Origin of the sequence: Chryseobacterium sp. 22543 (assembly GCF_052044565.1) — a bacterium.
GTDB lineage: Bacteria > Bacteroidota > Bacteroidia > Flavobacteriales > Weeksellaceae > Chryseobacterium.
Window position 1 is genome coordinate 293773 of the sequence record NZ_JBQENH010000001.1, and the last position, 22696, is coordinate 316468.

The 22696-nt window shown below is 37.6% G+C and carries 16 protein-coding genes; 1 reads left to right on the plus strand and 15 read right to left on the minus strand.

The window, feature by feature from the left end; genetic code table 11:
• The first annotated feature begins 49 nt into the window (after positions 1-49).
• Complete coding sequence (locus tag ACTJIP_RS01255; protein ID WP_047421519.1) at positions 50-712, plus strand: S24 family peptidase; 663 nt, start codon at positions 50-52, stop codon at positions 710-712.
• A gap of 76 nt (positions 713-788) precedes the next feature.
• Here the strand turns inward: ACTJIP_RS01255 and ACTJIP_RS01260 are convergent, their stop codons facing one another.
• The 15 genes from ACTJIP_RS01260 to ACTJIP_RS01330 all read right to left on the minus strand — a co-directional run bounded on the left by ACTJIP_RS01260 (position 789) and on the right by ACTJIP_RS01330 (position 22663).
• On the minus strand, positions 789-1703 hold the full coding sequence (locus ACTJIP_RS01260) for a hypothetical protein (RefSeq protein WP_077418683.1): 915 nt from the start codon (positions 1701-1703) through the stop codon (positions 789-791).
• Positions 1704-1817: 114 nt separating this feature from the next.
• Positions 1818-5345: a PKD domain-containing protein gene (locus ACTJIP_RS01265; protein ID WP_440704005.1), complete on the minus strand. Its 3528-nt coding sequence runs from the start codon at positions 5343-5345 to the stop codon at positions 1818-1820.
• 85 nt (positions 5346-5430) lie between these two features.
• The gene (locus ACTJIP_RS01270) at positions 5431-8436 is read right to left on the minus strand and encodes a PKD domain-containing protein (protein ID WP_440704006.1); all 3006 of its coding nucleotides are present in this window, start codon (positions 8434-8436) and stop codon (positions 5431-5433) included.
• A complete protein-coding gene (locus ACTJIP_RS01275; RefSeq protein ID WP_440704007.1) occupies positions 8436-11285 on the minus strand; it encodes a hypothetical protein in 2850 nt (949 codons plus the stop codon). Before ACTJIP_RS01275 ends, ACTJIP_RS01270 begins: the two co-directional genes overlap by 1 nt.
• Before the next feature lie 24 nt (positions 11286-11309).
• Positions 11310-14360, minus strand: coding sequence for a baseplate J/gp47 family protein (locus tag ACTJIP_RS01280; RefSeq protein WP_440704008.1), 3051 nt, complete (start codon positions 14358-14360; stop codon positions 11310-11312).
• Positions 14361-14449: 89 nt separating this feature from the next.
• On the minus strand, positions 14450-14860 hold the full coding sequence (locus tag ACTJIP_RS01285; protein WP_077418678.1) for a GPW/gp25 family protein: 411 nt from the start codon (positions 14858-14860) through the stop codon (positions 14450-14452).
• Between the two features lie 156 nt (positions 14861-15016).
• Complete coding sequence (locus tag ACTJIP_RS01290; protein ID WP_077418677.1) at positions 15017-15307, minus strand: PAAR domain-containing protein; 291 nt, start codon at positions 15305-15307, stop codon at positions 15017-15019.
• Positions 15308-15312: 5 nt separating this feature from the next.
• On the minus strand, positions 15313-17058 hold the full coding sequence (gene vgrG / locus ACTJIP_RS01295) for a type VI secretion system tip protein VgrG (RefSeq protein WP_077418676.1): 1746 nt from the start codon (positions 17056-17058) through the stop codon (positions 15313-15315).
• A gap of 1 nt (position 17059) precedes the next feature.
• Positions 17060-17779 (minus strand): CIS tube protein, encoded by a 720-nt coding sequence (locus tag ACTJIP_RS01300; protein ID WP_077418675.1) that lies wholly within the window; start codon positions 17777-17779, stop codon positions 17060-17062.
• Positions 17779-17940, minus strand: coding sequence for a DUF5908 family protein (locus ACTJIP_RS01305; RefSeq protein WP_175627276.1), 162 nt, complete (start codon positions 17938-17940; stop codon positions 17779-17781). The genes ACTJIP_RS01300 and ACTJIP_RS01305 overlap by 1 nt, the downstream gene beginning before the upstream one ends.
• Before the next feature lie 202 nt (positions 17941-18142).
• Complete coding sequence (locus tag ACTJIP_RS01310) at positions 18143-18610, minus strand: phage tail protein (protein ID WP_047388278.1); 468 nt, start codon at positions 18608-18610, stop codon at positions 18143-18145.
• A gap of 2 nt (positions 18611-18612) precedes the next feature.
• Positions 18613-19044 carry a phage tail protein gene (locus ACTJIP_RS01315; protein ID WP_047378138.1) on the minus strand — a complete coding sequence of 144 codons (432 nt, stop codon included), beginning with the start codon at positions 19042-19044 and terminating at the stop codon, positions 18613-18615.
• Between the two features lie 34 nt (positions 19045-19078).
• Complete coding sequence (locus ACTJIP_RS01320) at positions 19079-20452, minus strand: phage tail sheath family protein (RefSeq protein ID WP_077418674.1); 1374 nt, start codon at positions 20450-20452, stop codon at positions 19079-19081.
• Between the two features lie 23 nt (positions 20453-20475).
• Positions 20476-20907 (minus strand): phage tail protein, encoded by a 432-nt coding sequence (locus tag ACTJIP_RS01325; RefSeq protein ID WP_047378138.1) that lies wholly within the window; start codon positions 20905-20907, stop codon positions 20476-20478.
• 34 nt (positions 20908-20941) lie between these two features.
• Complete coding sequence (locus ACTJIP_RS01330) at positions 20942-22663, minus strand: phage tail sheath family protein (protein WP_440704009.1); 1722 nt, start codon at positions 22661-22663, stop codon at positions 20942-20944.
• Positions 22664-22696: the final 33 nt, after the last annotated feature.

Consider the following 22696-nt stretch of genomic DNA (forward strand, 5'->3'; position numbering starts at 1 on the left):
ACGAACATTTTGTTCATTTTTTTTTGCAAATAACTATAAACATATCAAAATGAACTATTTAGAATTCAAAGAAATCAGAAAGAAACTAAACATGAAGCAGGCTGATATAGCAAAATCCATAGGAGTGGGCACAAGAGCCGTACAATATTGGGAAAAAGGCGAACGAAAGATACCGGAAACAACTGCTTATTTTGTAACCAATTTACTCTTAAAGCAACAGGAACTCAATGATGACAGCGCGTCTCCGGTTGTTTTTTCAGATTTAAAGATTATGCACGTTCCGCTGGCGAATCAATATGCACAAGCCGGTTATCTGAGTAATTTTGCTGATGAAGAATACATAGAAAGCTTACCCACTATTCCTTTTACGGACGATGTAGAGCACCGGGGTGAATACATGTGTTTTGAAGTGAAAGGAGACAGCATGGATAACGGATCATATGAAAGCTACCTGGAAGGTGACATTATCTTATGCCGAAATATCAGACAGGATTACTGGATGAGTAAACTGCATTATGATAAGTGGGATTTTGTAATCGTTCACAAAGAGAAAGGGATTTTAGTAAAGCGAATCGTCAACCACGATGTTGAGAAAGGTCTTATCACTCTTCATTCTCTGAATGAGTATTATGAGGATTTCGAAATCCATCTGAAGGATGTTGCGAAACTTTTCAATATTATAAGTACAAGACGTAAAAACAACAGAAGATAATTGCCTGAGTGAATAAAATCCTCAATTTCTTGAGGATTTTATTGGGGCATTTTGGATCATCATCGTGTGAGATATTCTAATAACACTTCACGTCGCCTTCAAGAACCTCTATTTCACCTGTTTCTGGCTTTACCCGATAAATTAAACTTGGGTTAAAATCTGAATTGGATCTTAGGAATCTTATCCATCTTATTCCACTTTTTTTGAGGTTTTCGGGTGCATTTTGCTCAAAATCTCTTATATTTTCCGGTATTGCAGGCTTACCATTAGTAAGACAAATCAAGCTCCCTACATCTGGCCGAAAAGGCTGTAAAGTTACTTTCATCTTCCAGGCAGGATCTGTTCCATAACAAAGAGCATCTTTGTTCCGATCATCTACACCAGACAAGCAGTAAGCTTCTACTCCCCATATTCCAGAGTCAAATTCAACGAAATCCGACCAATCCGAAACTCCATCTCTCCCGCAATATTTTCTTATTCTTATGTATAAACGAGTTTTATCAGGAATATTTCCATTTCTCATGTCAATATTTTCAAATTGGGTATAATTTACATCACTAAAGCCCACCTTTGAATAAATAATATCTTCATCTTTAAAGCCGGGATCTTTTGCGATCTGATATTCCAATGCTGCAAGATTGGTGGTAGTATCCACCCAGTAGTTCATTACAATCTGCCCATCATCCAACACTTTTATTTCATAGATCTTCGGTACATAACAAGAAGATGAGGTACATCTCCCAACGTTCAAAGAAAACCTCTTCGTAGTAACAACATCATCTACAGCCAGTTTCACTTCCAGGTCGTATGTGTCTGGAGCCTGAATATCATTCTGAATATCATTAAGCTTTATTGTATTATTAATTGTAAGCAATTGCTTTATATCATGTGTGGGGCCTGGCGGATTCAGATAAGTTACAGTCGCCTCCGTTATTGGTGAAGAAGATTCATATTCTATTTTGAATGAAGCATCACATTTTGCTGCTGCCATTGTATTATGTTTTTATTGTTATTATTTATTTTTCCTAGTACAAGGGGTGTTATCATTATTCTAAAGACAAAAAAACACCCCTTTATATTAGATTTAGCATCAAGAATGCGTTCTTTACTCCACTATTATCTCTGCTACATCTATTTCAAATGCATCACTATTAGCATCTTTAACCAAAAGCTGGAATTTATATTTTCCAACGACTAACTCTTTGATTGTCAAAGTTGCTTCGTTAACATTCTCAAGTATTACATCCGGACCTTCTAGTTTGCTCCAAAAATACAGAAGCTCATTCGCTCCGCTCCCCCATCCTTTTAATCCCAATTGCCTAATAGGTAAATTAGATAAACGAATGTTTTGATTTCCACCGGCACCAGCTGTAATCGTAGGTAACTCAACATTACAGCAATTTTTATCAGGAAAGCTAATGTTATCTATCACAACCGTTGGACGGTATTCATTTTTATAGGAAAGAATATTTGAAGTTACTGTATTGTTTTCCCCATCTACTACAACTGCTTTATATAAATTTGTACCCACCGCATTTATAGAGTCTGTAAATGTCGTCCCTGTAAAATTGCCAATAAATAAATTCCATACAGCCCCATTATCAGTGCTTTTATGAATATGAACGTTGGCAATATCACCATCAGGATCGCTAGCCAAAACGTTAACTGTATAATTACAAACAGGCTGTGTACATACCCTATCCTCAATTCCGAAGGTATCATTCCATCTGATTGATACCGCTGGTGGATGATTTTCTTTTTTGTAAGACAGAGTATTTGAAGTTGTCTTATTGTTTTTTTGATCAGTAACAATTGCTCTATACAACTGTGTACCAGCTCCATTGATAGCATCTGTAAATGTTGTCCCCGTAAGATTGCCAATAAACAAACTCCATGTAGCCCCATTATCCGTACTTTTAAAAATCTGAATAGTTGCAATATCTCCATCCGGATCAGTTGCATAAACATCAATTGTAAAATTACAAACCAACTGTCTACACAGCCTGTCCTCAATTCCTGAATTATCCTTCCATCTGATCAATGCTGTGGGTGGGTGATTATTCTGATCTTTTATAATTCCAATATCATCAAATCCCGGAAGATTCAGCGTATTTTCTGCTTCCCTACATGAACCCACTAAACCGAATCTAATAGAGTATTTGCCTAAAGGCAGTGTAATTGATCTTCGCGGACGGAATGATCCGGGTTCATAATGCCATCCATTTCCGAGGTCATTTGAATCATAAATATTCAAGCCTGTTATTCCGGAAAGATCTGAAGGCAAATCCCAATCAAATGTGAATGTCTGGGTATCATCACCATTATCAACAACTGTATATTTAACATTTGAAATCACCGGACACTCTTTATCCAGAGGTAAATTTACAGTCACCGTGTCAGTACAGCCATTGCCGATCACTTTTACTTTTACTACCGGAATCATTGATGGATCCAGATTGTAATACTTATAACTTAAATATCCATTTTCATCAGGATTCATAGGAAGCCAGACATCAGTACCCAGGAAATCCCAGCTGTACGTATAGTCGGCAAAGTTTGCTCCGGAAACTCTAAAGTTTACTACTGTTGCCTTTGAATCTCCTCCAGGATAAATGATAGGTTGAACGACTTCTACTTTTATATCCGGTTCTGAAATCACCTTAATGCTGCAATCAGTAGGTTTCCCATTTACAGTAAAGGTAATTACCTGGCCATGGAACTGATCTTCCACAGACTTCGGATCGAAGAAATATTGTCCTTTGATAAATTTCACACCGTCACCAACACTTGCTTTTACCACTCCACTCATAGGGGATACTGTAAAAGGTATAGGACTGGCCTCAGCACAGATAACAGAAGTTGGCAAGCTTAATTTAATGATCGATTTCGGAGTACAGCATATGTATGGAAGTGAAAAGTCTGCAATAACTTTCGGGTCTTTTATGGAACCATACACCATGATAAAAGTTCCTCCCGTTTTAACTCCCCGCTTATGTTCCAATCCGGAATTTTTTTCTACATATTCATTGAAATATGCTTTCGACAGATCTTTATTTCCTTTTAATTCTTCTAAAGATAAAAGCATAATATCAAATCCCAGCTGCTGCTTATCCTTGATTTCCTTTATCTGTTCAAAAGCGATTCGGTGATCCATCCCCTGATGACCTTCTATATTATAAAACGAATTGTTATCTATATTGAGATTTAAAGGACTTACCTGTTCGGATTCCCCTATTAACACCCACTCGGTATCAAAGGTTAAATTACTGCCAGATGACCGGTTGCTTGTCTTGTCAAAATTCCATGTTTTTAAAAATTCTTCTGTAGCCCGGTAGTAAAAAGGAACCGCCTTATTGCCCAAAGGATTTAATATTTGTGATGGAGTAATTTTAACGCGTTCCTTACCTTTAATAATACTATCAGGATCAAAAAGTCCCACTTGCTGATTAAATCGATTGATTAAGGTTTTAACTTTTTGGGTTGCTTTTTCACTGTCTAAGACAGGCGAATTATAAAACTGATGTCTTGAGGAATCCAATTGGGTATCCGAGATTAATTTTCCAAGCATGATGTGTTTGGGAAAAGAAACAAAATCCGGAAGACATTTGGTAAATGCTTTAGGAAGTAACTCTATAATTTCAGCATAGGTATCCATCAAATCCTTTACTACATCATAAGCATACTGAAAACCAAAATCCTGGTTAAAAATCTTTGTAAATGATGCTTTGAATACTTCATGGCTAGAACCTGAAACCTTTAATATTTTAGCGATCGCCTGGATTTTATCAAAGACGATTTTACCGTAATCATCCTTGTCCAAAGCCTTAATATACTGTCTTTTTAAATCGGAAGCACTTACAATTTCGTCTGCAACAAACTTCTCTAAAATAATCCGGTTTTGTTTTACAGGCTCCATAATCCCTTCTATAAACAAAGGATGAGGCTGAAGATTATCTTTTCTTTTGGGTTTAACCTCACCTGTTATGGGATCAGGCAGAGAAAAACCATCTTCTCCAAGAATATGAGTGATACCACTTGCTGTAATAACTAATACTTTGAGGTTTCTAATCTGCTGTATACCATGATTATCACAGTCAACTCCTCTACAGGGTTTAACCTCTTTTTCATAATCCTCCAGATACAGCAGCAGGTATTTGTCTTCTAAATTCGATAGGGTATTAATGGGTTGAAAATCCGATCTTGCTTCCTGAGCTGTTGCCAGTTCCCAGAGTTCAATCTGCTCGGTTCCCTCATAAAATGCCGGATATTTTACTTTAAAATTATCGTATGCTTTACAATGCGTATAGTCTTTATATTCTAAGTTGATGGTTTTTAAATCACTCACATACAAATCCTTACTTACCTCACTTGTATTACTTAAGGTGAGCAAATCTCCGTCAGTTGTTACAGCCGCCCCCTGAGAGAGCTGTATTTTGTCTAAAAGTCTGTTTTTATAAATAAGTTTGGGTTTGAAACCACATACAACACCAACCCCCTTAAGCAGCATTCTGGACAAACGGTCCTGATCTTCGAAAGAGTCCAGAAACTCATTGAACTGATCGGGATCTTCCAGATACTGTCCTTTACTGAACTTTCGATATTGAACGGTTATATTACTTAATTGATTATTCATTATTGTTCATTTTTAATGATTTATTAAGGTCTTTTAATAAACTTCATAGACAATTCAGACTGTCTATGAAGTTATTATTTGACTATTATTTTGTCACTCCTGTACAAGGGTTTATTTTTAGGAAATTCCCATTTGGATACCCTTTATAAATAGGAATAGTAGCGTTTGCTAAGAAGATTTCTGTATAAGCAACATCCTGGTGACAACCTGTTGGTGGTCTGTTACTAGGAGGTAATGCACATTCAAGTGAAAACTCTACAAAGCCATCCAATGATTGTGATGCCATTTGTTTCGCTTCAGCCTGAGTGATCGTAATTTCATTATATCTGCTCAACGGAGGAGTACCTGCTTTATGATTACCTCTATCCTGATTACCTCCTGTATTACTTAAATGTATATTTCCAACAAAACCAGGGTATGGATTGATCCCTCCTATTACAATATCATTTCCTTTTAAGTTGAAAGTAGCATCATTACAAACGTGACCTTGGTCTACATCATCTCTGTACTGAATAACCACTCTCATACCACTTAAACATGCAATAGTGGATTGACCTTTTAATTTAAGCGGAGCTAATTTGTACACCGTACTACAACCATTAGTATTGGTTACTGTAAGTATTGGATTGAAAGTTTTTTCTTGTCCTGCAACCAGTTTGTACACGTGGATCTTTTTGTTAGCAGGCGCCTCATTATGCTGTATTGGAGTACCATCATCAAAATTCCAGGTAAATGTAAGACCTGTAAAGTCCCCGGCAACATTAAATTCAACTGTAGCATCCGGATTGTTGGCATTCTCGTCCATCGTAGGAGCATCATAGCTCACGGTACCTGTAGTAACAGATACATTCGGTTGTGCATATACGACCATCTGTGCTTCTACCGGATCATCATCCACAGTAAATGTAATGGTTTGTCCAAAGTAAATTGCATTCACCAACCCTGGATCGAAGAAGCTCTGACCTCCGGATTGTGTAACCGCAGGAACCTGAGTACCATTTACAAATGCTTTTACCTGTCCGTCTGTCGGAACAATTGTCATAGCAATCGGAGCATCTTTCTGACATAGCTTGCTGCTCGGTAATGACAGGAATGCAGGATCTTTTTTAGAACAACATAAGTAAGGTAACGAAAAGTCTGCAAGCACCTGATTATCAGCCTCAGAATAATAAACCAAAGCAATAGTTCCGCCCGGTTCTACTCCGCCCTTGTGCTCCAGTCCTGATTTTCGCTCCAGAAACTCACTTAAAAGCTCACTTACAACATCATCTTTTTTAGGATCTTGTTTTACAACGGTAATTCCTTCAGGTGATCCTTCTTTTGAGAATTCGGCCTGGTTCAGCAGTCTTAACTGTTCATCCAGTTTAGAGATATTCAGTAAAGTATTTTGTGAATTGAATGTTCTGTTGCTAACATCACTGGAAATGGACACCAGCTGCTTTCTGAGCTCGTCTATCGACACTGTTTTTTCTCTGACTGGCGGCTTGCCGCCAGGTTTTTCGCCTTTATCCAGAACCAATGCAATGACATCAAAAGCTAATCCGTATTGTGTTTTAAGGTCATTGATGTTTTGCAATGCTGTTTTATAAGGCATTCCTAGGTGACCTTCAATTCTATAGAAATCATTATTGTCAATGTTATAATTCAGCGGATTCTGAATAAAATCTTCTCCTGCCAGATTGGTTGTATGATAACTTAGATTGTAAGCGGCTCTATCGGTTTTTGCTTTTTCAAAGTTCCACTGAGCCAATAAAGGCTGATCCACATTATAGTAATATGGTATTGCCTTATTACCCAGCCTTACATTAAGATTGGAAGGTGTAATTTTAATGCGTCCGATATAGGTTTGAAATCCATTGATTTTCTGCACAAAACGGTTGGCAAGCATTACAACTCTTTCATAATTCTCATCATCATTTGTTGTTACAGGTGAATTGTAAAATCCATGACGTAAAGGGGTGTACTGCCCTAATTCCTGTTTTGCTCCCACAGGACCTAACATCAGGTGTTTTGGGAATGAAGTAATATCCGGGCAACACTCAGCGTTCAGATGCAGGATCAGATCTTTTATTTCATTGTAGGTATCAATCAAATCCTTCAGTAAATCATATCGGTATTGATAATCCTCCAAACCTGTTGTCGTCATAGACAATAAGGAATTCAATTTATCGATAAGCGTTTGCCCTCCCAGGTTGACACTCACGTTAAAAGTATCTGCAATAGAGTCAAAGCCCTGGCTTAAATCTGCAACAGCAGTGATTGATTCTTTGAATTTTGTTTTTAATTGTAAAGCTGTTTTAACTTCGATATCCAAAATAACTCTTTTAGCCTGTATGTTCGGTAAACTGTCAAAAAGCTTTTCATAAGTATTGTGTTGTTTATAGATAGCATCTTTTGCATCACCTTTCGCAATAAGCTCTGAAACAGATGCTGAATCTGCCAGAAGTACTTTAAGATTAGAAACCTGCTCAGCCCCGTTATTGTCACAATCTGCATCCTGACATGGATTTTCATCATTAGAATAACTTTCTAAATACAGAATTACAATTTTATCATTTAACGAACTACGAATATCTATTACCTGTTTAAAATCCCCGGCGTTAGCTCCTTCGTTCACTAACTTTGTATACTCTTGTGTTGTAAACAATTCTAAAAGAGGGATTTGCTGCCCTCCGATACGAAAATGCTCATATCCTACGACATCAATATAATTTCTATAGTATCTATAATTTTTAGCCTGGAAATCAATGGTAACCTCTGAGTTTTTGCTTCCTGCCTTACGCAGTGTTATTAAGTCTCCATCCGTAGTCACCCCAGCTCCTTGTGTAATAGCAATCGTATCAAAAGGAATCTCCTCAAGATCTCTATCTCCGGGTCTGGATGTTTTTTCTGCTAAAGAAGGTGAGATTTCAAGCTCTACATATTCCGATTGAAAACCACACACTATCCCCACGCCGCTCAGACGGGTTCTTGATAGTCTGTCCTGATCTTCAAAATAATCTATAAATTCGTTTAATTGCCCTTCAGTTAACGCCTGATTGTCGTTGAACTTTCTATATTGGGTTGTTACATTGTCTAATTTGGTATTCATTATTTTTCAATTTTTTTTGATAAGTTCGATTGTCCTAATATGATTTTTCCATCCAGAATGTCACTATCACTGGCGTCGCAGTCCAACAGTCTTCCCGGTCTATAGATATTATTCAAATGGCTAAGAGCAGTCAATAAATCTGTAATGCTGTTTCCGAGATTCGCAATATTGTTTCTTGACTTATCTGAAAGGTATTTTTTAAAGGCTACTTCAAATTCAGCCAAATCATTCTGAGCAGTTTGTTTTTCACTCAAACGATCTCCCACCCAGCAAATTTTTGCTAAAACATGAGCCGGAATTTCCTGTCTGATCACTGTTTCTGCATAACGTCTGAAATCAGGATCCTGAAAACGATAGGCAAAGCCAGGAAGAACAACACTCACCCTGTAAGAATAAGGGTCAAAAACGTCTGTTTCGCAGTCTTCTTCGCAAGAAGACATAAAGGCTTCCGAATATTCTATCGGATCTGTTGCAGGATTTTCTTCTTCCAGGTCATACATGATTCTGAAAGTACCTCCGACAGACATGCAGCCAATACCGCCCATGAGCTTATAATCTTTAGTGGTTGGCTTTAATAATAAATGCTCAACAAGGAAAATACCCTCTTCTGTAAATTCATATTTGAAATAATTAATCGTCTCTTCAATTCCTTTTTTCAGGTCTTTCAATTCTGAATAAGGATTGGTCTTTTTGTGAACAGCAATAACATTTTGTTGACCACTGTCATCCAGAATTTCAAAATAATAGTTCCCTCCCAATGAAACACGGATTTTTATATTTCCAATTAAACAGTAATCCTTTTCACAGTTTTTCAGTTTTTCTAATGTATCTGCAGGATTCTTCTCATCCAGTGTAGCTAATGCATTTTCAAGATCTTCCTGATCGATCTGAATGGTCTGATAAATGGCTTCATTCAGGTTTTTGATTGCAATATGCTCAGTCGTATAACTATTTACAGATGATAAGATAATATTGTTACCAGCATCTTTTATTTTCCATGTATACGTTTTTTTACCGGCATTATCTATTGTTTCAATAATGGAAACCGGCGACTGCGATAAGTTTCTATGGGTATAATCTTTAATTCCCAACAAACGGGCGATTCTTTTCTGAACACCGGAAATATTACTGGTATTCCAAAGATCTGAATCTCCGATTAAGGTGTAATTATAACCTAACCCTCTGTCTTTACTTAATGATGAATATTCTTTTAAGAAATTTTCTTTATTACCTAAGACAATTTCATCGGTAGATTTCCCATACAGGGATTTCATTAAGAAAGTATAGTCACTGAATGTTTCGGCAAAACGGGAGATCAAATGATCCAAAACTTCATTTCTACGTTCCACACTGTTATCCAACTCTTTATACAATGAATCTGTAAGCTGATCATCATTTTCGGTATCGTATTCAGAAACCAGTTCATCAAACCCTTTAATATTCTTAAGAGCCTGTGTAAAAAAGGTTCTTTTTAGCTTACCATTGATGCTTAATACTTCTTTTACTTTTTCAAGATGTTTGAAATAGCCGGCAAGGATCTGATCAAAAAATAACAAATACCCTTTCATCTGTTTGGCCAAAGCTTCTCTCTCCGGGGATTGATTCCCTATAATTCCTGATTCTCCTACTCCATAGGTATCCGGAAATTCATTCAGAATAGTAGCATAGTTTGCAATATCATATGAAGTTCCTTGCGGCAAAGTCAATTCTTTATTTTGTCTTGCATCCTCTCTGAGCACTTCTTCTTCCCTTTTAAGAGTTTCTAAGTATTCCTGAACTTTTTTGTCGTTGATATTTAACGGAAGAGATCCTTTACTGTAGCTGAATGAGCTCAGTTCACACAGTTCCGGTTTTCTGCCTTTTTCAATACAGATCAGCCAGTCGTTATTTTGTTTGATCACACTGTCACAACCTGCAATAGAAACGTCATGAATTTCTTTAACCCCTTCAATCTTCATGATTTCACTGATGATATCGGAAAGACGAACTTCTGTTCTTAACTGGCTGTTTCTAAGCTCTTCAGTATCGATAAAACCGTTATCCAAAAGAGGTCCTTCAAAGATCTGATCTGTAGTCAGGCCTTTGTCCAGCATTTGCTTCAATGAATAAAAATGAACCTCAGGAGAAAGATAATTATTGATCGTTCTGATTACTTTAGCATGCACCAGTTCCTCATCTGCTTTGTTGACAAGTCCGATACGGGCACATACTGCAACTTTCTGGATTTCAACTTCTTTAATCTCCGCCAGATCTTCGCAAAGTCCTCTGTTGGCATGGTAACTGTCTAAAATTTTGATATTGACATTAGATTTTTCACATCCGATACCATCCGTATCAATCTCTTCAGCATAGTCTACATACAGGTCATACAGTCCTTTTACGTCAAAGCTTTGTGTTTTTTCTCCAATGGGTTTAAAGTCTAAATCTCCTGTTTTGCAATCAACGTATAATTTTTCATTTTTAGGGACTAACCAACAGTTACGGATCGGTCTTGTAAGACTTCCTGCCATGTTAATATCTATAAACAACTTTCTGTAGTCCAGTTCGTTTAAAGGTCTTGAAGGCAAAATCTCTGCAGCCTTTAAAAACTGGGTATGAATGTCTTTTTTTACATCATCAGATGCTAAGATATCTTCCATGTTCAGGTTCATCCTCATCCCAAGATCCGTTATGGCATAGCTTAAAACTTCCAACGTGGTGATACCGGGGTCATGAGAGTTATAATCGGTCCATAGTTTTCCTCCTAACTTCTCTATGTATTCAACCCCGGTTTTGCGTAGAAAATGAAAATCTGTCTGATCCCCGGTTTCTATATTTTTTGATATACTAATATGTTTATTTTCTGACATGATTATGTTTCTTCTTATTTATTATTAAATACATACCTGCTCTGTAATAGTGACATTGTGCTGTTTGGCAGATACCAGAATTGATTTTGGATCTACTTCGATTAAAGACTGCCTTTGCGGAACATTGTTCACCAATATTTTAATATCATCAATGTAGTCTACATAATACAGCTGCTCCAGATAGTTAACCAACTGATTAACATTCAACTCTACATTAAAATCAATATTTTCAGAGTCTGTAAAAGCCCAGGGCGATATGTATTTTTTAATATCTTCGTCCAGCTGTTTGGTGTAAAATGTTTCATCGTACTGCTCAAAGAACTTGACCTTTGTTTCTACTTTCGCTTCTTTGTAATTGGGATTGATCACCTGAGCTTTCACATGCATTGTATTTAATTCATTTACATAATTCTGAATCTTATTTAGCGAAGCTCGGCTTACTCTCGGCTGATAGACATCAAAAGCATTTTTATTTTTAATATTCGGAACCACCATCAGGGTTACATGGCCCGGAGCCATATAGGAAGTTTCGGAAGTATGATTTAAACATTTTACCTTAAAGACTTCCGGGAACTCCTGTAATACCAAATGTTCGTAATCCCATTGGGTAATAGCTCTGTGCTTATGTCTCAATCGTTCACTTACCCGTCTGTAAAACTCAGTATCGGTTTCTTTGTATTTACCGTCAAACGAGTTATAAGGCTGGCTAACCGATTTTACCTGAGGAACTCTTGTGATAAGTTTAGCAATAGTTTTTGCTTCCAGTCCGTTATTAAGGTGAGACAGGTCATTGTCCTGATTCTGGAATGTCGCTAAAACAGCCTGCGTATAGATTCCCTGAATTTTACATACTGCATCATAACTTCTTTGTGATTTGGCTCTGATCCAGACTAATCCGTCGGCAAATCTTGTGTAGCTTTTATCAACGTCCTTAGGCACTTTAAACTTGACAATCCCTGATTCCAGGAACTTTCTGGTCTCGTTCTGCAGCATATAATTCGACAGACTCATCCATGTATTGTTTAAAAGGATATGCCATTCTATATATTCTTTTTCCAGGAAGGTCTCTACCAAAGGATTTTCACTTCCTTCCAGCATTTGAATCAATAGTGAAACTGTCGTCTGAGGCATTGCTTCCAAACCGATGTATAATTCGCCTCCATTTTGATGTACAGGTACAATGCTGTTGGTTTCGACTTCTTTTTCATACTGTCCGAATACATCCTCATGATACAGCTGTACTTCTTTATTTTTTGAAGCTTCTCCGGCAGATTTTCTTTCTAAGTACGAATATGCATTTTCTTTTGCGCTGTAATTCAGCTCTATATCTTCAGCAAAAGGAATATACGGTTCGTTGGGAATAAGTTTTTTTAAACTCGGATTACTTGATAATGCCAATGTATACAGTTTAGGATATACATCCTGTAATGATGACTGATTAAGTGTCAACCTGATCGTCTCACTTGTCCCGGCCTCATTGCTTGTATTATTTACAGAAAATTGGACTTTATAAGCGTCTCTTACTTTACTGAATACATCAATATCATTGGCTTTTTCATACCAGATTTCCTTATCCAGCAAGGCGACATCTGCTTTAAAGTAACCATCAGAACCTACAATTGAGGAGTTTTTTAAAGATTCAAAATCGTTTAAACTGATGTTTTGATTAGGCTGAATGACGTATCCGCTATATAAATCTTTTATAGAATCCGGAGCATTTTTCCAGTTGATCGTAATGTCCGCGTTCTGCCATTTTTTGGAAAACATTTCAGGACATTTGATATAAAAATTAGATCCTTTAACAGGTTGTGCGGTAAAAGGATAATAAGGCTTTTCTGAATTTAATGTTCCGTTGTCATTTTCTATCTGAATTGATTTTACGCCTTTTACATCAACTGCTATTTCAATATTTTTTATTAATTTTTCTGAAAGAGCTTCGTACATATCGTAATATTTTTCTCCTTCAATCATCAATCTTATAACAGGAAAGCTGGTTTGAAATGTTTCTGCCAGCACTTCTTTATTATATTTTACAACTGCCGGGAAATCTTTAGATAATGTAAAAGAAAGTTCTAATCTTGCTTCTTCGTTTTTAATACATTTTAAAACAACACCTGATAACCATTCTTTTTCCCCGCTGCAAAGCACTTTGATATTATTTTCAATATCTGTTTTTGAAAGATTTTGTAATTTCTGGGTTGAATTTTTATTAAAATCGATCTTAAGAGTGACTGTACGTTCCCCTTCTTTTAAATCTAATAATGAAGAGGCTATTGAAAAACCCAGTTTAGCTTTTGGAAGTTCTTTATAAATAGATTTATTTGAAACGGTTTCATCAGAATTATATCCAAACGGCCACCAGTAGTTGCTGTCTTCCGGTAATTTATCTCCCATACCATCAGCAGAGTTCGCTACCGGAGCCATTTTCAGTTCTCTTTTTTCAACATCATTTAAGAAACTTTTAATCTCTACTACTTTTGCCTGATTGGCAATAAGTTCATCACCTGTAGTGTAGATTCGTTTTTTTCCATCAGCGTCTTTACCTCCATCCAGCAATGTACCGACTGGAATTTTTTCCTGAATCGCTTTTTTGGCGAGTTCAAAAATCACATAGACCTTGTCTGATTTGGCGTCGTTTTTCTCAATTTGAAGAATTTCGTTATAATAGAAATCCAGGTGCCTTTTAGTCAGATTATTGAAGGCATTTTTTGAGAAATCTAATAATTTTAAAAAGCAGACAAATAATGTCAGGTGAGGGGTCAGGCTGCTATCCTGTTCAAACTGGGACATAAGATCTGTAACCTGTTTTTTCATACTTTTATACTCAACGCTCTCTCTGCGTGGGATCGCATTGGCATCATCACCCAGGAAGAAGTTTCCCCAGTTTCCTTTTGGTGTTGTATTATTACCTTTGTCAAAATAGTTTACACGTTGAGCAAAATTGTTGGCGAATAATAGCCAGTCAAACAAATCGAAATCGTGTAACTCAAGATTCCCAGGATCTAATTCTGCTAAAAAGCGCTGCATTTGTGATTTTCCTTCACGATAATGTGAAAATGTATCTGTTTTTTTCATTTGTTTATATTTATCTTTCTATGGTCAGATGCAATACTTATTGTAGTGTTTGGTAGTATTCAAAATGGCTACAGACATCCCGTAATTCATTATATTTCGGTAGCTTCTCCTTTGTAAAAAGGGAAAACCATATTGCTTCTTGTATTAGTATTTCTTACTTCGTAGTCAACCTGTATCAAAACTTCTCCCTGAAGCTCTTCCTGAGCATCTATTTCAATACTTAGAATGTTTATTCTGGGTTCATGATATAAAATAGCACGCTCAACGATTCCTTTCATTTGGGTAATCAGCGTTAAGTCCAGCGGTTTAAAGAGCATTTCCTGCAAGTCACACCCGTAGTTTGGGAACATTACACGTTCACCTGGGCGTGTTGACAATAAAATCTTAAGGCTGTTATTGATGTCTTCTACATCTGTGGTCATGGCCAGTTTTCCTTCAGTTTCGTTAAACTCAGGCGGAAAACTCCAGCCTGTTCCTAAAAAATCTGTATTTATTTTCATACGTTATTTGTTATATTTAATGTTCACATCTTGCATCTGTAGCATAGAGTTTTTTGGTTATTCTAACCGTTTTGTTATTGATGTTTTACATTTTTATTTTAGTTCAGATGTTATTTCTAAGAGAGCTTATGATTGTATTAAAAGCTGCCCTCCATATTATCCGCCTATTAAAACAGTAGCATCACCCGCGGTTATTACCCCTCCATGAGCGGTAGAATCTCCCATTCTTGCGGCAGGTTTCCCGCCTATTAAAACACTTGAAGATCCTGAAGCAATGGTGTCCGGTGGCCCGGTACATAATGCTTTGTCTCCTTGTCTTGCTGCGGGCATTCCGCCGATAAGCACTGTGGGTTCTCCTGCCGGAATTATAGGACCTCCTACATGGGGAACAGTTCCCGTTACCATAGGGCAGGTATGCATATCTGTAATTCTTGCTGCCGGTTTCATGATTATTAATTAATTTTAACTTGAGATCCTTTTACTACTGTTACTGCTCCTGATTTAAGCTCTGAACCGGAACTTCCTTCTGCTTTGAATTGAGCACTTGCTTTTACATTGATATTGGTTCCTTCCATATTAATGTCGCCTTTTGCTTTGATCTTAATGTCTTTTCCGCTTTCCATACTGATACCGTCTTTATTAAGGGTAAGAGTATTAGAATGCTCATCTTTTATTGTAATGACATCGGCATCTTCATCTACAATCACTTTTTTACCTTTTGGGGTTTCCAGTGTGTACGAAATTTTGTCGTCATTAAAGATCATTTTCATTTCGCTTCGGGTAACAAATCCTTTTTCATGATTATCGTCAGAAGCTACAAGAGGAGCCGGTTTTGCACTGCTGTTTAGCATTCCGAGTACCACGGCATCATTGGGATCATCATTAATAAATCCGATGATGACTTCGTCTCCGATTTCCGGTCTGAAGAATGATCCTCTGTTTTCTCCGGCATCAAGAGTAGCAATACGTGCCCAAATTCCTTCTTCTTCGTTATTGATGATGGGGATCTGCACTAAAATTCTGTCTTCTCCGTCCGGATCTGATTCCAATTGAGACACTACTCCTACATGTAATCCGCTTATGGCAGGGATAATTCCTGAACCCGGCATTTCACTTACATCATAGGTTTCTGAAAACCATGTTGGAGAAAGTCCGAATTGAGCATCCACCAGCCAATTTCCTTCAGCAATTTCATGGCGGACACCGGTTACGTATATTTTCCCGTTGAAACGGTTCCCTACTCCCTGCAGTGTTAATGAAGCTCCTGGTATCACAGATGGGATTCCCTGGAGTTTTACTCTTCCTCTTGTTTTGGCTAATTGCTGGAAAGTTGCTTTGGCATCACCCCATTCCTGCAGTTCTCCCTGAGTAAGATTTCCACCATGCTTAAGCTGCAGGTCTTCAATTCCGAAAACATCTGCCAAATCACCTGATGAAAGATTTCCGTTGAGATTAATCGCCGGATCCTGAGCTTCAACTTCTGTAAGTTCCTGATCAGTATAGCTCCATGTTTTGGCTGTAATTTTACTGAATTGGTCTCTGGCATCAATTTCTCCATCAAATTCATGTATGGATGATCCGTAAACCACCGTTTCTACGGCTTCAGCACTAAAATCAGGCTTAGCAATTTTGATGGTTCCATCTTCAACGAAACAAAGTTTACCGTTTGCCTGCGCTCTGGTAAGCATGAAATCCCAATCGGAAGCCTGGTACTGAACCAATTCCTTATGTGAATTTGAAGTAGCTTCAACATCGGCAGTAAGCCCGTTATTACTAATGAGTTCTTCCATGACATCACTGTCTGTGCTTTCGTAGAAGTACTTGCTTTTTCTTCCTAAGGTCATTTTTACGGCCTTATCTCTGCATTCTACAATCAGGTAAGAAGAACCGTTTCTGATTTTTATGTTGTGTTTTACAACAACTCCTTTAAAAATGGTTTCTTCTTCAGAATGGTATCCAGCGGTAATCTCAATTTCTTTTCCGGGAATCAACAGCTCTTCATTACTGAGCTTGAAATCCTGCTCCGGTACACTTCCGTCTAAAATAACAATGCGGGCATAAGGAATTCTGTTGACTTCTTTTTCCACGACAATGCTTTTCACCCCGTACTTCCCCGGCAGTTCTGTGCCTCCAGACATGACCTTATGGGTGACTAAATCTGGATTTTTTGCTGTTTGTATGTATCCGCTATTATTCATATCATGAAACTTTTTCTAATGGCGGAAAGAATAATTCCTGCCCTGGTTTTAGCTGTCTGAAATTGACAAGATTGTTTACTTTAGCGACCTCCAGATAATATTTGGAATCTCCGTAAATTCTTTCAGTCATTAATGGCAGTGTATCGCCAGCTTGTACTGTTCTTTTGTGGGTAAGATCCGGAGATTGTTTATCTTCAATTTTACCGGCAAGTTTAGGACTTGTTGATTCACTGAATGTTGCCTTTCCTATAGCTCTCAGAGGCTGGCCTTCGTTATCAAATAATTTATATTCTATCGTTAATTCAGAAAGCACTCCTTTAAATTCAAAACTTCCCCAATTAAGGATAACATTATAAGGTTTATGGATAGAACCTTCCAGCTCGCTTGTTGCCTTATAAAAATCTTCAATCTGTTTTGTTACAGCTGTTTTTGCAAACGATTTCCCTTTAATTTTATTGATCAGTTTAAGCCCTGAATTCGCTTCTGTAACTCCTGTCCCATCAAATAGAAATTCTAATTGTAAATCAGGTGATGCTGATGAGGTGTATCCTAAATTAGGTTTAGAATTACCATCTGCCTGATCTTTATTATATTTCGTTTTATAGGTCATAGAAAAACCTGTCGGATTGATAAAAGCTTTAAAAGCACCGCTCTGAACTCTTTTTTCATAATCAGAGTTTTCGTATGTTCCGATTGTCAGTTTTTGAATTGCTCCTCTCATTATCTTTCTTTTTTACGGTTTTCTATCTTTGCTGCCTGTTCTACACTTTCGCTGATTGCGCGCATGAGCTGTGCTTCATCTACCGATGTGCCAGTCGTCGTTGCTTCTGCTTTTTCGTCCACATTTATTTTAATGTGAAGCTCTTTTATTTCTATTGGCATTTTGTTTGTTTTTTAATCGATCATTAATATTCAAAACACTAATAACCAATGATTTAACATGTTTATTTTTAAAAATCTAAGCACATGAAGGGTGTGTTCAGTCTCTGTTATAGACCAATCTGTTGTTTTTTATGAAAAAAGATTTGGGTAAATATTATCTTTAAACTAACACACGTTCGGGTGCTTAGATTTGATTTAGAAATTACAAGCCTAAGCTTGCTAACGATGAGGGTATTGTGAAATATCTATATTTCAGTTCTATTGTTTCAATAGCAAGTTTGCTTTCTTCTGCGTTGAATTCTGATACTTCCCATCTTACAGGATATGCTCCAACTACATTCCAAACCATTAGGGGTGCTGTAGACTGAATCCCGCCTGAAAGAGTAATGATCAGGTCTCTGGGTTCAAACTGGAAGTTTTCCATCGCATTTCTACACCAGCTTATCAATCCGGAACTTACGATTAACCCACGCTTAAGAACCAGATTAGGATATTTGGGTCTCAAAGGAAGCTGGTGCGTAAACCTGTTTTCGCCTCCTTCGGCATATTCTTCAGTTCCAATTTCTGTTGATAAACCAGATATAGATTGAAATCTGGAGTCAATACCCTCTGTTGTTGAAATCCCATTAACAATAAAAGAGAAACTGGTTGGAGGATATAAAACTGCCATGATTAGTTATTTTCAATAGTTAATCCTTCGTGTGCAATTTCCAGCGTTTCAATAGCAACCTCGTTACCTTCAGCTTTCAGATCTGTTGACTGTAACTTAAGCGGGAATGCATTTTTCACTTTCCATGTAACTGCAGGCGCTCCTGTCTCATCTAAAAGAGAAATCGTAATAGATCTGCGCTCTACGGTGCTTAGCTGAATACTTTGGAACCAGTCGAAATATTCGTTATCAGTTTTGAAAGTTCCTCTCTTTAAAGTGATATTACTGAAACTTTTCATTCCAGGCATTTTAATCTTACTGAAATCAGGACTTGCGCCATGTCTGTATTCAATTAAAGCTGCTTCAACATTTAAACCGCTGACTTCCTGAAAACCTACTTTTGTTCCGCCCCAATCTACTTCAAAGGCAAACTTTACTAATGGATATGTACTCATAATGTATTTATTTTTATTTGTTATTTAATTTAGCTTATGCTTCCTGTAATTTGTGTGAAAAACGTAACACAATAAATTCAGCCGGACGTACTGCTGCCATTCCGATTTCAATGATCATTCTTCCTTCTAAAATATCCTGCGCAGACATTGTTTTGTGTAAACCAACGCTTACGTAAAAAGCTTCTTCCGGCTTGCTTCCTGCCAATGCACCGTCTCTCCACTGCTGGTCAAGGAAATTTTCGATCATAGCCTGTACACGAACCCATGTATTGGCCGTATTCGGTTCAAAGACGAAACGTTCTGTAGCTTTCTTCACAGACTCTTCTACCATGTTGAAGAAACGACGTACAGGTACATACCTCCATTCGTTACTGTTACCGTCTAATGTTCTTGCTCCCCAAACCATCGTTCCTTTTCCTGTAAAAGTTCTGATCGCGTTGATTGATTTTCCTGCTACCGCATCTACGTTAAGGCCGTCCTGCGTTTCATTAGAAATTTTTACAACAGGTGCCAGTACATTGCTGATTGCTAAGTTGGCTGGTGCTTTCCATACTCCGGAAGTACTGTCTACTTTAGCATAAATTCCGGCAATTGATGAAGATGGAGTCAATACCAATCTTTTAGATTCAATTTCTTTTTTAGCCTGGTTATACAATGCTGAACTTCTTGATTTCAACCATGCTAAGGTATTTCCATTTTGAGGCATTGTAACGTCCACAAGAACTCCAGCAGCATTTACTTCTTTATAGCTATCGATTTTAACGTCTTTATCATCAAAGCTATAGCTTAAAACAGTCTCCAATTTTGGATAATAGGCAGCTCCATATTTTAATCCTGCAGCATCTACTCCAGCTCTAAAAGCAGCAGCATCTTCAAAAACATCCATAATAACGAACCTGTCTTTCAAGTCTTCTGCCTGATCTAAAGCTTTATTGTATAATTTATAAGCATCTGCTCCTAAAACTTCAGCATCCGGGAAAACAATAAGCGTTGGCTCATCTTCTTTTTCCAGTGATTTCAATCCGAACCACAGACCTCCAGCAACTGTTTCCGTTCCTAATGCAGGAGTTTTTTCATAGTCAGCTACTGAAACAATATAACATGGTCCACCACCATTAGCAAAATACATTTGCATAGCATAATGCATTTTGTAAGGGCTTACCTTGGTATTATCTATATTTGCAGTAACAACTGTATCTTCAATCTTAATAGAGATTGCTGTTTTTTCATTTTTTGCTCCTCCAAAAATCGTTTCGTATTCCAACATAGAAGAAATTCTTGTGGGTTCATTTCTTGGTCCTTTATCCGTATGTCCGATAAAAGCCGGGATAGCTGTTTCTACTTGTGCTACAGATGGTGGGAATTTCGCAATTTCTTCTACGTAAACTCCAGGTGTTTTGTAATTCATTTGTTAAAAATTTAAAGTTAATATTAATTGTTTTCAATAGTTAATCCTTCGTGTGCAATTTCCAGCGTTTCAATAGCAACCTCGTTACCTTCAGCTTTCAGATCTGTTGACTGTAACTTAAGCGGGAATGCATTTTTCACTTTCCATGTAACTGCAGGCGCTCCTGTCTCATCTAAAAGAGAAATCGTAATAGATCTGCGCTCTACGGTGCTTAGCTGAATACTTTGGAACCAGTCGAAATATTCGTTATCAGTTTTGAAAGTTCCTCTCTTTAAAGTGATATTACTGAAACTTTTCATTCCAGGCATTTTAATCTTACTGAAATCAGGACTTGCGCCATGTCTGTATTCAATTAAAGCTGCTTCAACATTTAAACCGCTGACTTCCTGAAAACCTACTTTTGTTCCGCCCCAATCTACTTCAAAGGCAAACTTTACTAATGGATATGTACTCATAATGTATTTATTTTTATTTGTTATTTAATTTAGCTTATGCTTCCTGTAATTTGTGTGAAAAACGTAACACAATAAATTCAGCCGGACGTACTGCTGCCATTCCGATTTCAATGATCATTCTTCCTTCTAAAATATCCTGCGCAGACATTGTTTTGTGTAAACCAACGCTTACGTAAAAAGCTTCTTCCGGCTTGCTTCCTGCCAATGCACCGTCTCTCCACTGCTGGTCAAGGAAATTTTCGATCATAGCCTGTACACGAACCCATGTATTGGCCGTATTCGGTTCAAAGACGAAACGTTCTGTAGCTTTCTTCACAGACTCTTCTACCATGTTGAAGAAACGACGTACAGGTACATACCTCCATTCGTTACTGTTACCGTCTAATGTTCTTGCTCCCCAAACCATCGTTCCTTTTCCTGTAAAAGTTCTGATCGCGTTAATTGATTTTCCTGATTCAGCATCTACATTAAGCAGATCTTGTTCTTTATTGGAGATTTTTACTGCTGGTGCTTCTACTAAACTAAGCCCTAAATTGGCAGGCGATTTCCATACTCCGGAAGTACTGTCTACTTTTACATAAACTCCGGCCATTGCTGATGACGGTGCCAATACTACTGATGTAGACTCGATTGCTTTTTTAGCCTGGTTATACATTTCAGAATTAACAGTCTTCAAATCCGCTAAAGTTGTGATACCAGATGCACCGGTAACTAAGATATCAGCATCTTTGAAATCATAGCTTAGAACAGTCTTCAATTTTGGATAATAAGCTGCTCCGTATTTCAGACCTGTAGAAGATACTTTATCTCTAAAATCAGCAGCATCTTCAAGAACATCCATAATGACGAACCTGTCTTTTAACAATTCTGCCTGATCTAAAGCCTTGCTGTACAAAGCATAGATTTTGCCAATCGCAACAGAATTACCTGCTCTGGCAGTAACAATGCTGCTGGCAGCAAGAGCATCAGTCTCCATAGCCGAAGCCGTAGTAAAATCTGTCTCAAAATCAGCCGCAACCTCATCAGCTGCTGCCTTAACAGTAGCAACAGTAGCATTATCTACAGCAGCAGCAATCTTAACCGCCACTACAACAGCCTGACCAGCCTTAGCTCCCACAATCTGTAAATCGTTAGGATTAGGAACATTAAATTCCGCCGCCTTAGCAACTGCAGCATCAACAGCCGCTTCTACATTAGCACCTGCAACAGCACCTGCAACAACACCTGCAATACCTTTAGCTGCGGAAGCAACATTTTTAGCATTTAAAGCTGTAGTAACAACAGCCTGAGCAGCAGTAACATCAGCATCAGAAGGCACTAAACTTTGAAGATCCGGAAAAACAATCAGTGTAGGTTCATCTTCTTTTTTTAATAATTCAAGACCTGATAAAAAAGCTTCTGCAGGTGTAGGAGCATCTACAGCCTCCGGACTTTTATAATCTCCTACAGAAACAATATAGCAAGGGCCACCACCATTGGCAAAATACATCTGCATGGCATAATACATTTTAAAGTCGCTTACCTTGGTTGGCATTGCTGTTGCAACACCATCTTTGAAAGCTACAGCGAAGATTTCAGAGTTTGCTTTTCCAAAAAGTTCTTCATACTCCAACATCGAAACAATTCTCGTTGGTTTATTTTTCGGTCCATCCGCTGTATATCCAATAAAAGCAGGGATAGCCGTTTCAACTTGCGCTACGGAAGGGGGAAATTTTCCTTGCTCCTCCACGTAAACTCCAGGGGTTTTGTAATTCATTTTTAAAAATTTTACGTTAATATTAATTATTCC

Bases quoted from the DNA above. Each gene is read 5' to 3' on its own strand.
- ACTJIP_RS01330 (WP_440704009.1), bottom strand. From the start codon at position 22,663: ATGAATTACAAAACCCCTGGAGTTTACGTGGAGGAGCAAGGAAAATTT.
- ACTJIP_RS01255 (WP_047421519.1), top strand. From the start codon at position 50: ATGAACTATTTAGAATTCAAAGAAATCAGAAAGAAACTAAACATGAAG.
- ACTJIP_RS01320 (WP_077418674.1), bottom strand. From the start codon at position 20,452: ATGAATTACAAAACACCTGGAGTTTACGTAGAAGAAATTGCGAAATTC.
- ACTJIP_RS01285 (WP_077418678.1), bottom strand. From the start codon at position 14,860: ATGAAAATAAATACAGATTTTTTAGGAACAGGCTGGAGTTTTCCGCCT.
- ACTJIP_RS01305 (WP_175627276.1), bottom strand. From the start codon at position 17,940: ATGCCAATAGAAATAAAAGAGCTTCACATTAAAATAAATGTGGACGAA.
- ACTJIP_RS01325 (WP_047378138.1), bottom strand. From the start codon at position 20,907: ATGAGTACATATCCATTAGTAAAGTTTGCCTTTGAAGTAGATTGGGGC.
- ACTJIP_RS01280 (WP_440704008.1), bottom strand. From the start codon at position 14,360: ATGAAAAAAACAGATACATTTTCACATTATCGTGAAGGAAAATCACAA.
- ACTJIP_RS01300 (WP_077418675.1), bottom strand. From the start codon at position 17,779: ATGAGAGGAGCAATTCAAAAACTGACAATCGGAACATACGAAAACTCT.
- ACTJIP_RS01315 (WP_047378138.1), bottom strand. From the start codon at position 19,044: ATGAGTACATATCCATTAGTAAAGTTTGCCTTTGAAGTAGATTGGGGC.
- ACTJIP_RS01270 (WP_440704006.1), bottom strand. From the start codon at position 8,436: ATGAATACCAAATTAGACAATGTAACAACCCAATATAGAAAGTTCAAC.
- ACTJIP_RS01265 (WP_440704005.1), bottom strand. From the start codon at position 5,345: ATGAATAATCAATTAAGTAATATAACCGTTCAATATCGAAAGTTCAGT.
- ACTJIP_RS01275 (WP_440704007.1), bottom strand. From the start codon at position 11,285: ATGTCAGAAAATAAACATATTAGTATATCAAAAAATATAGAAACCGGG.
- ACTJIP_RS01290 (WP_077418677.1), bottom strand. From the start codon at position 15,307: ATGAAACCGGCAGCAAGAATTACAGATATGCATACCTGCCCTATGGTA.
- ACTJIP_RS01310 (WP_047388278.1), bottom strand. From the start codon at position 18,610: ATGGCAGTTTTATATCCTCCAACCAGTTTCTCTTTTATTGTTAATGGG.
- ACTJIP_RS01260 (WP_077418683.1), bottom strand. From the start codon at position 1,703: ATGGCAGCAGCAAAATGTGATGCTTCATTCAAAATAGAATATGAATCT.
- vgrG (WP_077418676.1), bottom strand. From the start codon at position 17,058: ATGAATAATAGCGGATACATACAAACAGCAAAAAATCCAGATTTAGTC.